We start from the raw sequence: 13054 nt of genomic DNA, 5'->3' as shown, positions 1-13054 counted from the left end.
ATTTAAACTCAAGGTATTTATTCTATCATGTGTGGCAGAAGCGGCCAGTAACGGAATGCAACTGGCGTGCTACCCGTGAAAGTGAGTTCTCCTGGATAATCGGGGAAAAAACGGCTGCTCATTACTCCTTCGCCGTGGTTGATGAAAATCTCTATGCTGGAGCGGTCAATTAAAATGTGCAGATGGCACACCGTCCCGCGCCAGTAACGATGATGGATTTCCGCAGTTTGTAGACTTTGGCGTGAGAGCCGTAAGCCATCACCGTTAACGCGGAGATGCAACGCGCCAGCACAGTCGATGGTCAGTTCGTCGCCGCAGGCGATATCAAAAGCCAACTCCATTGGCACTAAGCGCAATACGCCCCCTTGCCAGCCTTGCATTTCGCCGCGAAGTGCCGCAAGTTCCCGCGCCGGGGTCTGGTATAGCGTGCCATTACGCCAGGTGAGTTCACGCAGGCAGGTCATTTGGTGAATCCATCCCTGCGCGCAGGTTGGCTGCGACAGCTCCTCGCCGTCCGGAACGCCCATCCATCCTATCAGCAGACGACGGCCATCGCTCGATAGCAAGGTTTGCGGAGCATAAAATTCAAAGCCGCTGTCCAGTTCATGGAGTTCACTACACTCAAACGCGGAGCGAGCGTAATCGAGCTGCCCCTGCATCCACACGGCGGGATAGGTGTTGAGGAAGCGGTATTCTTCACGTGGTAATCCCTGTGGGCAGCAGATGAGAATATCCGTCCCGTTGAGGGGAAAAAGATCGGGGCATTCCCACATATAGCCGCCGCTGGAGAGGCCATTAAGGCCGTGGCCCGCTATTTCGCCATGGCTAAGCCACTGCTGTAGGTTTGTGGAGCTGAACAGTAACACTTTCCCCCGCAACTGCAGATCCTGAGCGCCCAGCACCATATACCAGCGATCGTGATGCCACCAGACTTTTGGGTCGCGCACATGGCCAGTGTATCCCGTCGGGAGCGGCAATACCGGACCTTGTTTACTGAACGCTCCATTTTCGCACTGTGTCGCCAGACATTGCCACGCCGTGCGCGCCCCATCGGCAAACTTGACGTTGCCGGTATAGAAAAGACGTAAGATCCCTTCATGATCTATTGCACAACCGGAGTAACAGCCATTACGGTCATACTCCTCATCTGGTATCAGGGCAATTGGTTCATGCCGCCAGTGGATTAGGTCAGCAGAGCTCCAGTGCCCCCAGCATTTAAAGGTATGATCGCAAGCGAAAGGATTCCACTGGTAAAACAGATGGTATCGGCCAGCGAATTCGATAAATCCATTAGGATCGTTCATTAATCCGGTCACCGGCGCATGGTGCCAGTGAGGATAATGATCATCAGCCAACGCGCGGGGCTGGCCTTGCATTACCGCCTGCAAAATTTCAGGCAGTCGGGAAGGTAATGACATTAGTTCACGTCCATTTTATCGTTTAGTTACAACCCTGCGTTGTATCAGTGATTGATTTCGCTATCGGTACGGCGCCCGCAGAGAATAAAACCTGGCCAGTATTAAACGTGGCCATCTCAGGTGAGGGGGCTGACTTTAATCAACCATGCTAAACCGATTTAATGAGGAATGAGATGAGTATTGACATCATTCTTGCCTCGAAAAAGGCACTACGCAAGGTCTGACAGACGAGGTAACGCCGTCATTGCACCTTTGGCGGTGGTCGCCAGCGCACCGCAGGTTTGTGCCAACGTGATGCTTTTTTCCAGAGACTGCGCATTCTGTGGAAGTCCATGTGCCGCCAGACTGAAGAGTAAACCTGCGACAAAAGCATCGCCAGCGCCAGTGGTATCAATGCTGATCGTCGGGCGAGCAGGGAAATGCAAAACCTGCCCACGAAAGGCCACTATGACCCCTTCTTTACCTCGGGTTACCATCAGGAGGTCGTGCTGGTAACGCTCCATCATCCAGCGCACGCCCTCGGACGGGTCATCACTGGCGCTGATAAACACCAACTCTTCTTCCGACAGTTTAACTACATTTGCCATGGTCAACGCGCGTTGAATGTTGTCACGCAGCAGTTGCTCATCACGCCACAGATCGGCCCTGATATTTGGGTCGAAGCTAATGTAGCCTCCCGCATATTTTATCTTTTCCATTGCGGCAAAAGCTGTGCTGCGACTCGGTTCTGCGCTGAGTGCAATTGAGCAAATATGCAACCATTGCCCGGAAGTGAATAGTGGCAAATCGCGTTGCTGTAAGAATAAATCAGCACTGGGGCGAACCATGAACGTGAAAGTTCGTTCGCCGTCTTCATTGAGTGCGACCACGACGGTGGATGTCCGATGCTCACCATCAACAGACATGTACCCGACGTCGACGTTTTCTTGTTTCAGCGTCTGGAGCATAAAATGACCAAAAGGATCATCGCCAACGCGACCGATAAATCCGCTGTCCCCGCCCAGACGGGCCACGCCTACTGCCACATTCGCTGGCGCGCCGCCGGGACACTGTCGCAGGCACCCTTCACCATCCGGCAATAAATCAACGACAGCATCCCCAAGGACCCAAACTTTTCTGCTCACCATAATTCCTCTTTTAGCTAAACAGTGCTAAACCGGTTTAGCTAAGTTAAACACAGTTCAGGATCAAGCGGAATAGGAGGCAGGCAAATTTTCCCCCGCGACGAGGAAGAGATTATTTTACTTTGTGATAGCAATCATATTTTCAAAACATTGTAGTATTTTCTCTGTCCTTCCCCCCTTATTCTGATGATTACATGATATCGATTTCATAATACGCCATGGCCACGATTAAAGATGTTGCTGAAAAAGCAGGTTTATCAATAACCACCGTCTCCCGGTTTCTTAATAACCATCCCTATATTTCTGAAGATAAAAGGGAAAAAATTCTGGCAGCGATGAAAGCGCTGGATTATGAACCCAGCACCGCGGCGCAGCAGATGCGTGGCGTGAAAAGCCAGCGTATTGGCGTACTGATTTCGCGGATCACTAACCCTTTCTTTGCCAGTCTGGTTGATGCGCTGGAAAGTACCGCGCGTAAAAATGGTTATTCGGTGCTGATTGTTCAGAACCACAACAGCCCTGGAGAAGAAAAGAACTGTCTGGATCTGTTAAAGAAAAAAATCATCGATGGGCTGATCCTTTGTGCAATGGAAAGCGAATCGCATGTTATTGAAGAATATGAAAAATATGGCCCGATTTTGTTGTGTAATACCGGTGGTGAAATGACGACTCTGCCGGTGGTTCGGGTAGACGATCGGAACGCAACCTATCATGCGATTCGCTACTTAATGGCAAAAGGTTATCGCCGTATTGCGTACGCCACTGGCGGAAAATTTCAGCAAAAGGGGCATGGTAGCCGAAGAAACAACGGTTTTTTGGCGGCGATGAACGAGATGGGGTTGACCGTCAATGAACGTTGGTTATTTCGTGAACAGCATACTTATCATGATGGTCAGGAGATTGCACTTCAGATCCTGCAAATGATGCCTGAGGAGCGCCCGGATGCCATTTTCACCGGAAGTGATGAAGTTGCCTGCGGAGTGATAGGCACTCTGACCATGAACGGTATGAAAATACCGGAAGATTTGGCGGTTATCGGGTTCGATAATTTACCCGTGGCTGAAATGCTCAATATTCCGTTAACGACCGTCAGTCAGCCCATCGTGGCTCTGGGCAGGATTTCGGCAGAGTATATGCTGGCGTTAATCAATGGGCAGCAATACAAGTATGATCCGGCCGAGTTGAAACCAGAGTTAGTGATTCGACAGTCGGCATAAATTTTTTTTAATTCGATATGGTATCGATTTCATATATCAGGGGATGTTATGCCAAAGATGGAAAAAAACCGCCACGCGTGGTGGAAGGAGGCGGTGATCTACCAGGTCTACCCAAAGAGTTTTTACGATAGTAACAATGACGGTATTGGTGATATCCAGGGAATCATCGCTAAATTGCCTTATCTGCAAGAACTGGGAATCACCATGATTTGGGTTTCGCCGTTTTATCAGTCACCGATGGCGGATAATGGGTATGATATTGCGGATTACTATGCCGTAAATCCGGATTTTGGCGATATGCAGGATGTGGAAAATCTCATTGCGTGCGCCAAAGAACATGGTATTCAGGTCATGATTGATCTGGTTATAAACCATACCAGCGATGAGCATCCCTGGTTTACGCAGGCGCTGGCGCAGCCCCAGTCGAAATATCGCGATTACTATATTTTCAAACCCGCCATCAACGATGCGCCGCCAAATAACTGGCGCTCTATTTTCGGCGGCAGCGCGTGGGAAAAAGTAGCGGGTGAAGCGTGTTACTATCTGCACACCTTTCACCGCAAACAGCCCGATCTTAACTGGGAAAACCCGGCGTTACGGGAAGAGATTTACGCCATGATCACCTGGTGGCTAGAGAAAGGCATTGCGGGTTTTCGGGTTGACGCCATCACCTTCATTAAGAAAGACCAGGATTATGGTTCCTTGCCTGCCGATGGGATTGACGGCCTGGTATCGATAAAATGGAAATCACGCAACCGCCCCGGGATTGAGGTTTTTCTTAACGAGCTAAAAGAACGCACTTTTCAGCGTTTTGGCTGCGTTACCGTTGGGGAAGCGCCGGGCGTACCTCTGGCGGATTACGGTCAGTTTATCGGGCCGCAGGGCTATTTCGACATGATCTTCGATTTTCATGCTGCCGATATCGATGTGGAAAATGGTTCTGAATGGTTCCGTCGACGTGACTGGACCGTGAAAGAGTTTAAACAGGCGCTCTTTGCCAGCCAGCAAGCGTTTATCGCATCCGGCTGGGGAACGACATTTATCGAAAACCACGACCAGCCCCGCGCACTTTCAAAATTGATCCGCGATCCGGTATTTCAAAATGAAACAGGTGCTAAAGCCCTGGCGGCCATGTATTTCTTCATGCACGGAACGCCTTTTATTTATCAGGGCCAGGAGCTGGGAATGAAAAATTTCAATCGGACTCGCATTGAGCAGTTCGACGATATTTCCAGTATTGATAACTATCATCGCGCACTCACGGAGGGTTTTACTTCTGCCCAGGCACTGGAGTTTATTAATCAACGTTCCCGGGATAACTCACGAACGCCGTTCCCGTGGGCTAAAACGATTAATGGAGGCTTCAATTCGGGAGCACAGCCGTGGCTGGAATTCACCCACCGTGATTTTGAGATTAACGCTGAAGAGCAGCGACATCGTTCAGATTCCGTGTTCCATTTTTATCAACGTCTGATTCAGCTACGTAATCTTGAATATCCAGAAGTGTTGATTTATGGCAATTTTAGCCCGTTAGAAACCCACAGTGATGACATCGTCGCGTATGCACGGCATACCGATAATCAGCGTCTTATTTCCATAACCAATATGAGTAATACTCCATTATCTTATGTGATTCCGGTTGGGGAAGTTCTGCTTAATAACTATGACAGCATTGATTCTAACCTGAAACCCTACCAGACAATTATCATTAAAGAGTGTGTAACAAATGAGCAAGTTTAAAAAAATTGCCGTTGAGATTGTCGATACAATTGGCATTGATAATATTATTTCGGCCACCCATTGCGCCACCCGATTACGCTTGCAAGTAAAAGACCGTGAGCGTATTAATGACGAAAAAATCCGCAGTATTAGTGATGTAAAGGGCGTATTTTTTAATTCTGGGCAATACCAGATTATCCTTGGTACTGGAATCGTTAATAAAGTCTATAGTGAGTTTGCCGCCGCTTTTAATGTTACTGAGGTCAGCAAAGAGGAGATGATCCAGCAGAGCGGAAATCGCTTACAACGTGGTATACGCAATTTATCGGACGTGTTTGTGCCCATTGTCCCCATTCTCGGGGCAACCGGCCTGTTCCTTGGTCTGAAAGGGGTACTATTCAACGATACCGTACTGGCCTGGTTTGGGAGTAATGCTGACAATATTCCTCTGTACCTGAAAACCCTGACCACGGTGCTGTGCGATACGGCATTTGCCTTTTTGGCAGCGTTTATCTGCTGGTCGGCATTTAAAAAATTTGGCGGGACGCCGATCGTTGGATTTTTGATTGGCCTGATGCTGGTTTCACCGGCATTGCCTAACGCTTATGACGTCGCCTACGGTAATGCGAACCCAATTTATGTCTTTGGCTTTATTCCACTGGTGGGCTATCAGGGCTCAATTTTAACGGCGCTCATCACTGGCATTATCGGTGCGAAACTGGAGATTGTATTGCGGAAGGTTATGCCAGATTCGATGGACCTTATCTTTACGCCGTTTGTGGTCATTTTACTGTCGGTGTCCATTGCTTTACTTGTATTAGGGCCATTAGTTCATGGTTTTGAACATTACGCGATCTTAGCTATACAGCAATTCCTTTCTTTACCAGCAGGAATTGGTGGATTGCTAATTGGATTCCTCTACCCGATAGCCGTCATGACCGGGATGCATCATATGTTCATTATGATTGAAACCTCCCTGATAGCGGGCACAGGGTTTAACCCTTTAATCACCGTCTGCGCGATGTATGGCTTCGCCAATGCTGCCGTGTGTCTTGCTATTTCATTGAAATCACGCAGTCCATCATTTAAAACGGCTGGTATTTCCGCAACCGCGACGCAACTTCTTGGTGTCTCAGAACCTGCGCTATTTGGTATTGTGATGCGAACAGGAATTCGTGCTATCGCTATAATGCTTATCTGCTCCGCGCTTGGCGGAATGGTATTATCATTATTGTCTATAAAAGCCAATTCTTATGGGCTGGCAGTATTGTTATCACCATTAATGTATATTTACGATCATTATCAGGTTGTGAGTTATATCTGTGTAGGCGTTGCCGTATTTATCCTCGCCTTTATCATGACCACGCTGCTCGTAAAAATTAATGATGCGCCTGGAGATAAAACAGAAAATCATAAATAAGGAATAGAAACATCATATTTCAGGTTGTACGTGTGTTCACTACGCCTCGAATGATGTAGAGCTATTATTGATATAAATTATTGTTAATAAATTATGTTATGCGCAACGGTGCGTAAGGCCTGCTTTTGCCCGAATATCCGTTGCCCATCTTTGGGATTATTATGAAACTCAATAACGTTGCTTTTATGGGGCTGTTATTGCCTTTAACAGCGCAAAGTGCGGACATAACCCTCAGCGATATTAACGCCCGGTTAGAAGTGCTGGAGCGGGAGTTGCAGCAGTCGCGAGCGCAGTTGGTTCAGGCGGAACGAAAAATCGACAGTGCAGAAAAACGTGCAGCAGCGGCAGAACGAAATACGGCGCAGGTACAGGAAAAATTGCGGGCGATACAACAATCACAATCGTCATCGCAACCGAATATTGCGTTGACTATGGCACCGTCCTTCGGCAAAGAGACCCCGGCGGGAGAGCGGACGGAGATTAAGTTCGGCGGTTATGCGCGTACGGGGATCCTGACGGGTAAAACCGGTTCCTCTACGACCGTCGGGCCTTCCATGACGCCAGCGGGCAGCACCGGGGGCAGCGTAGGACGTTTAGGGAATGAAGCGGACACGTATGTGACTGCTGATATGAACTTTTTGCACCAATATGCCAATAATTCGAAATTACGTTATTACATGAAAATAGCGGAATGGGACAAAACATATAATACCGATAGTGCCTTCAATGGTGAAATGAACTTACGGCAGGCATTTGCGGAAATGAGCGATATGCCCTCCTTTAGTGGCGCTTTTCAAAATGCAACGCTGTGGGCTGGTAAGCGTGAGGATCGTGATAACTTTGATATCCACTGGCTCGATTCTGACATGATGAGTCTGGTGGGGACCGGGGCGGGTATTTATGATGTGAGTTTTGTTGATGGCGTAAAAACAAACTTTTCGGTTTATGGCCGCAACTTCAATGATATTGAGGATATGGGGAATGTTGAATACAACAATATGACCGGTGCGGCGAACACCTTCGTGCAGAATTACACCTTTTCTCTGAATAATCGTCTGGGCCCATGGCAATGGATGGTTAATGGTCTGTATTCAAAGGATAATGACAAACGAATCAACGACGGGTTAGCGACGAACAAAGCGGCATCACAGGGTATCAATACGATGCTGGCGTACCATGGCGACAGCTTTTACGGCATAGGCGAGGGAATGTCGAAAACGATCCTGCAGTATGGTAAAGCGCTGGGGGCCGAGGTGCGGGCTCCGGGGTCAGATGGATACCTGATTGATGACGCCTGGACGATTAAATTTGCCTCTTATGGTATCACCCCGTTAACGGATAAATTCAGTTGGGCTCCGGTATTTATGGCGCAAACGAGCAATAATCGCTATATCACTGACGATCGCTATAACTGGATAACGCTGAACTCGCGTTTTATTCAGGAAATTAATCAAAACTTTGCGCTGCAATATGAAACCAGTTATCAGTATATGGATATCGATCCACAAGGTTTTAACAATAACAAAGCAACCAGCGGTAGCTACGTCAAACTGACCTTCGCGCCAACATTCAAAATGCAAAATGTCACCGATTTCTTTGAACGGCCTGAGATACGCTTTTTTGTGACGTATATGAACTGGAATAAATCGCTGGATGATTATTCAAGTACGGATACGCCTGGGAGTACGGGTTATCACAGCGGTGGTTCGTTGTTGTTTGGCGCCCAGTTAGAAACATGGTTCTGATAGTCAAAAAACTAAGGGACGTTCATTCCGATTTAAGTTATCCGATCTATTATGGAATAAATGGTTTCAGTCGACCCACCTAATCTGGCGTTTACTCCGCATGCCTGTCCCCGTATTCTTGTTGAAAAAAACAACAGGAGACAGGCATGTCGATCTGGCTTACACACCCTCTGTTTATCCCCTCTCTGGTGGTTGGTATCACCATCCTGCTCTGGGCTACGTCGCTGCTGCCGGAATTTATCACCGCGCTGTTGTTCTTTGCCGTGGCAATGGTGGCCAAAATCGCGCCAGCGGATGTGATTTTTGGCGGCTTTGCATCGTCGGCGTTCTGGCTGGTCTTTAGTGGCTTTGTGCTGGGGATCGCGATTCGCAAAACGGGGCTGGCGGACAGGGCGGCGAGGGCGCTGTCATCGCGGTTGACCGATTCCTGGCCGTTGATGGTGGCGAGTGTGGTGCTGCTCAGTTACGCGCTGGCGTTTGTGATGCCGTCCAACATGGGGCGTATTGCATTACTGATGCCGATTGTCGCGGCGATGGCGAAACGAGCCGGAATTAATGATGGTACGCGCGCCTGGTATGGTCTGGCGCTGGCCGTCGGGTTTGGGACATTCCAGCTTTCCGCGACGATTTTACCCGCCAACGTCCCGAATCTGGTGATGAGCGGCACGGCGGAAGGCTCTTACGGTATCCATCTCAATTATCTTCCCTATTTGCTGTTGCATACGCCGGTGCTGGGCTGGCTCAAAGGTGCGGTTCTCATCGCGCTTATCTGCTGGCTGTTCCCTGGCAAGCCTCATGCGCCGCGCGATCTCACGCCATCGGAACCGATGAGCGGAGATGAAAAACGTCTGGCCTGGATGTTAGCGGTGGTGTTGCTTCTTTGGGTAAGCGAAAGCTGGCACGGCATTGGCCCCGCGTGGACCGGATTGGCGGCGGCGGTTATCACGCTGCTACCACGGGTTGGTTTTATCAATGGCGAGGAGTTTTCCTCTGGGGTAAATATCCGGACCTGTATTTACGTGGCGGGCATTCTGGGGCTGGCGATTACCGTTACCCAGACCGGCATTGGCAGTGCGGTGGGCGAAGCGTTGCTGCAGGTGATGCCACTGGATGCAGAAAAACCGTTTACCAGCTTTCTCGCGCTGACTGGCATTACCACCGCGCTCAACTTTATTATGACAGCGAACGGCGTTCCGGCGCTGTATACCACGCTGGCGCAAAGTTTTGCTGATGCAACAGGGTTCCCGCTGCTGTCGGTGATTATGATCCAGGTATTGGGTTATTCCACACCGTTGTTGCCGTATCAGGCTTCGCCGATTGTGGTAGCGATGGCGCTTGGGAAAGTGCCTGCGAGGGCGGGAATGCTGCTGTGTATCGCGCTGGCGGCGGCAACGTATCTGCTTCTTCTGCCGTTGGATTACGCCTGGTTTAATGTGTTGGGGAAATTGTAATAAATGCCGGATGGCGACGTTGTCTTATCAGGCCTACATGATTCCGTAGGTCTGATAAGCATAGCGCCATCAGGCATTAACGCGCATTACGCCTGTTTAGCGGCTTCTGCTGCTTTAACGATCACGGCGAAGGCGTCAGCTTTCAGAGAAGCACCGCCAACCAGCGCGCCGTCGATGTCCGGCTGAGCAAACAGTTCAGCAGCGTTTGCTGCGTTTACGGAGCCGCCGTACTGGATGATAACTTGTTCAGCGATTTTCGCGTCAGCTTTAGCAATGTGGTCACGGATGAATTTGTGAACAGCCTGAGCCTGCGCTGGAGTTGCTGATTTACCGGTACCGATAGCCCATACTGGTTCGTAAGCGATAACCACGCCTTCGAATGCTGCCGCGCCCTGAGTTTTCAGAACGGCGTCGATCTGACGTGCACAAACTTCTTCAGTTTTGCCCGCTTCGTTTTCTGCTTCGGTTTCACCGATGCACAGAACCGGAGTCAGACCCTGTTCTTTCAGCACAGCGAATTTTTTAGCGATCAGCTCGTCAGACTCTTTGTGGTAAGTACGACGCTCAGAGTGACCGATAATGATGTACTGCGCGCCGATATCTTTCAGCATTTCAGCAGAAGTTTCACCGGTGAATGCGCCAGACAGGTTTAGGTCAACGTTCTGCGCGCCCAGAATGATGTGGCTACCGGCAGCGGCGTGTTTTGCCAGGTCGATATACATTTCCGGCGGAGCGATCGCTACTGCACAGCCAGCAACGCCAGCCAGTTCTTTACGCAGATTAGCAACCAGTTCGTTTACCATATGGCGGCTGCCGTTCAGTTTCCAGTTACCCATCACTAAAGGATGTCGCATTTCATTTCTCCACGCTTGTCAGCGAATTAAGGAATATGGCCGCCCGTGAGGGCAGCATGGTCTGTGAAACAGTATAGAGATTCATCCCCTGAAAGGCTTTGCTTTTTGTCATCAATTCGCCTTCTCAAGACTTTCTGATAGTACCAGCTTAATCGGTTCAACAGCGAAGGTCAGTCCTTTTTCACCGTTGTCTGCAACAACATAGCGAATTGCGCCTTCTGTTTCTGCGTAATAGCGCTTGCCTTTGCCGGCAGCGAGCAGTTTTTGTAGCTTTTTCTGGCTCTGTTCTTTCGTCTGCAGCGGCGCGACGGTGCGAATAACGGCGATCATGTATTCCAGCGCTTTCGCTTTGGCCGCTTTTTGTTCTGGCCCCTGAATGGGCAACCAGGTTATCTGCATACTTTTGATTTTTAAGGTGCCGCGCTCAAGTGCGGAGGACGCATACAGGTTTTCATTAATTTTACTGGCTGCGCGGGTGAGATTTGCTCGATCGCGACTGCTGTCGATGGCGCGGAACTCATTCAGGATAAGCTTCGGATTCTGCGTATTAAAGTTTTCGCGAAACTGGCTGATCGACAGGTCAAAGGTTGGCGCACCCGCCAGTAAATAGGGGGCCGTGGTTGCTGTCGATGGCTCTTCCGCCCGTGCCGCAGCACTGGCTGTTAAGGCTGAAAACAATAATAAAAACAGTATAAATCCTTGCTTCATCAATAGTACCTTTCATTCTCACTGCTCACGATTAAAACGGTAACTGTCGGGCTTGTCAAAAGGGTAAACTGTTCTGGAAGGTAATAATAAAGGAACTTACATGACCATACAGCAGTGGTTATTCTCATTTAAAGGGCGCATCGGGCGCCGTGATTTCTGGATTTGGATAGGCCTGTGGATCGTTGGAATGCTGGTTTTGTTTTCGCTGGCGAGTAAACAATTACTCGATATTCAGACGGCGGCATTTTGTCTGGTATGTCTGCTGTGGCCAACGGCTGCGGTGACGGTAAAACGCCTGCACGATAGGGGGCGTTCAGGAGCATGGGCGCTGTTGATGATTCTGGCGTGGATGCTGCTGGCCGGGAACTGGGCGATGTTACCAGGCGTCTGGCAATGGGCGGTTGGTCGCTTTGTGCCGACGTTGATTCTGGTCGGTATGCTAATCGATCTGGGCGCGTTCATTGGCACCCAGGATGAAAATAAATATGGGAAGGATACGCAGGACGTGAAGTACAGAGCTGACTCGTAGGCCGGATAAGCGTTAACGCCATCCGGCAAGCCCTCACCAGTAGTGCTCAGCGGTCATATGGCCCGGTCGACGACGCAGGTGTTTGGTCATTTGCCGGGTTTCTTTCAGCAGTTGCTGTGTATCGCGTACCATTTGCGGGTTTCCGCACAGCATCACGTGGCTGGTTTCTTTATCCATTGACAGCCCTACCGCTTTTTCCAGTTCACCGCTTTCAATCAGCGCCGGTACGCGCCCGGTCAGCGAGTCTGCAGCTGTCTCCCGGCTGACAACCGTCTGGATGCGTAATTTACCTTCGTAGCGCTTTTCAAGCGCCTGCATCAACGGCAGGTAACTCAAATCGGCGGCATAACGTGCGGCATGCACCAGCACCAGATTTTTAAAGCGATCCAGGTCTTTGCCTAACTGCAGAATCGACAAATACGGACCGATAGCGGTGCCGGTTGCCAGCATCCATAGCGTTTCGCAATCAGGGACTTCATCCAGTACGAAGAATCCAGCTGCCTCACTCACCACCTGGACTTCATCACCTGGCTTTAGCGCTGCCAGTTGAGGGCTGAGTTTGCCGTCGGGAACCGTCACCAGATAAAATTCTAAGTCAGGGTTGTCAGGCGCATTAACATATGAATAGGCGCGCTGGACGCGCTCGCCGTCAATCTCAAGGCCAAGTTTGGTGAACTGACCTGCGGTAAAAGGAAGAACCGGAGCTCGCACGGTCAAACTAAACAGGGCATCGGTCCAGTTCTGCACCTTTGTGACTTTGCCTGTTACCCAATCTGCCATGGTTTTCTCCTGTCTGCTTTGATTGCCTTATCTTCGTTCGTTGGGCGAAAGATTTCCAGCCCGGATGGGCTGGAAGGCTCTATTGATCA

General features: G+C 49.8%; 11 protein-coding genes. 6 read left to right on the top strand and 5 right to left on the bottom strand.

Going from position 1 to position 13054, the window contains the following annotated elements:
- Positions 1-17 precede the first annotated feature (17 nt).
- Positions 18-1418, bottom strand: coding sequence for a sucrose-6-phosphate hydrolase (locus On2M_RS23055; protein ID WP_151218436.1), 1401 nt, complete (start codon positions 1416-1418; stop codon positions 18-20).
- Between the two features lie 209 nt (positions 1419-1627).
- Positions 1628-2542 (bottom strand): aminoimidazole riboside kinase, encoded by a 915-nt coding sequence (locus On2M_RS23050; RefSeq protein WP_151218480.1) that lies wholly within the window; start codon positions 2540-2542, stop codon positions 1628-1630.
- A 218-nt stretch (positions 2543-2760) separates the two neighbouring features.
- Here On2M_RS23050 and On2M_RS23045 point away from each other — a divergent pair, with 218 nt between their 5' ends.
- From On2M_RS23045 to On2M_RS23025, 5 genes are all read left to right on the top strand, one after another.
- On the top strand, positions 2761-3759 hold the full coding sequence (locus On2M_RS23045) for a LacI family DNA-binding transcriptional regulator (protein WP_210905505.1): 999 nt from the start codon (positions 2761-2763) through the stop codon (positions 3757-3759).
- A 48-nt stretch (positions 3760-3807) separates the two neighbouring features.
- Positions 3808-5499: an alpha-glucosidase gene (locus tag On2M_RS23040; protein WP_247605075.1), complete on the top strand. Its 1692-nt coding sequence runs from the start codon at positions 3808-3810 to the stop codon at positions 5497-5499.
- Positions 5486-6898 carry a PTS transporter subunit EIIC gene (locus On2M_RS23035; protein ID WP_187254025.1) on the top strand — a complete coding sequence of 471 codons (1413 nt, stop codon included), beginning with the start codon at positions 5486-5488 and terminating at the stop codon, positions 6896-6898. Before On2M_RS23040 ends, On2M_RS23035 begins: the two co-directional genes overlap by 14 nt.
- A gap of 161 nt (positions 6899-7059) precedes the next feature.
- Positions 7060-8643, top strand: coding sequence for a carbohydrate porin (locus On2M_RS23030; protein ID WP_151218438.1), 1584 nt, complete (start codon positions 7060-7062; stop codon positions 8641-8643).
- Positions 8644-8789: 146 nt separating this feature from the next.
- Positions 8790-10094, top strand: coding sequence for an SLC13 family permease (locus tag On2M_RS23025; RefSeq protein WP_210905504.1), 1305 nt, complete (start codon positions 8790-8792; stop codon positions 10092-10094).
- 86 nt (positions 10095-10180) lie between these two features.
- Here the strand turns inward: On2M_RS23025 and tpiA are convergent, their stop codons facing one another.
- Together tpiA and On2M_RS23015 are read right to left on the bottom strand one after the other, a co-directional pair.
- Entirely contained in the window at positions 10181-10948 is a 768-nt protein-coding gene (gene tpiA, locus On2M_RS23020; protein ID WP_003028783.1) for a triose-phosphate isomerase, read from the bottom strand.
- A gap of 111 nt (positions 10949-11059) precedes the next feature.
- Positions 11060-11656, bottom strand: coding sequence for a DUF1454 family protein (locus On2M_RS23015; protein ID WP_151218440.1), 597 nt, complete (start codon positions 11654-11656; stop codon positions 11060-11062).
- A 100-nt stretch (positions 11657-11756) separates the two neighbouring features.
- On the opposite strand from On2M_RS23015, the gene On2M_RS23010 reads away from it, so the two are divergent.
- Positions 11757-12185, top strand: a complete 429-nt coding sequence (locus On2M_RS23010) for a DUF805 domain-containing protein (protein ID WP_151224162.1) — start codon at positions 11757-11759, stop codon at positions 12183-12185.
- A 33-nt stretch (positions 12186-12218) separates the two neighbouring features.
- Here On2M_RS23010 and fpr read toward each other — a convergent pair whose 3' ends face one another.
- Entirely contained in the window at positions 12219-12965 is a 747-nt protein-coding gene (gene fpr / locus On2M_RS23005) for a ferredoxin--NADP(+) reductase (protein ID WP_151224163.1), read from the bottom strand.
- Positions 12966-13054: the final 89 nt, after the last annotated feature.

The sequence above is a fragment of the Citrobacter sp. On2M genome (genome assembly GCF_018035235.1).
Lineage (GTDB): Bacteria > Pseudomonadota > Gammaproteobacteria > Enterobacterales > Enterobacteriaceae > Citrobacter > Citrobacter meridianamericanus.
The sequence above is the reverse complement of the archived record's forward strand: the minus strand, read 5'-3'. Positions and strand labels throughout refer to the sequence as shown.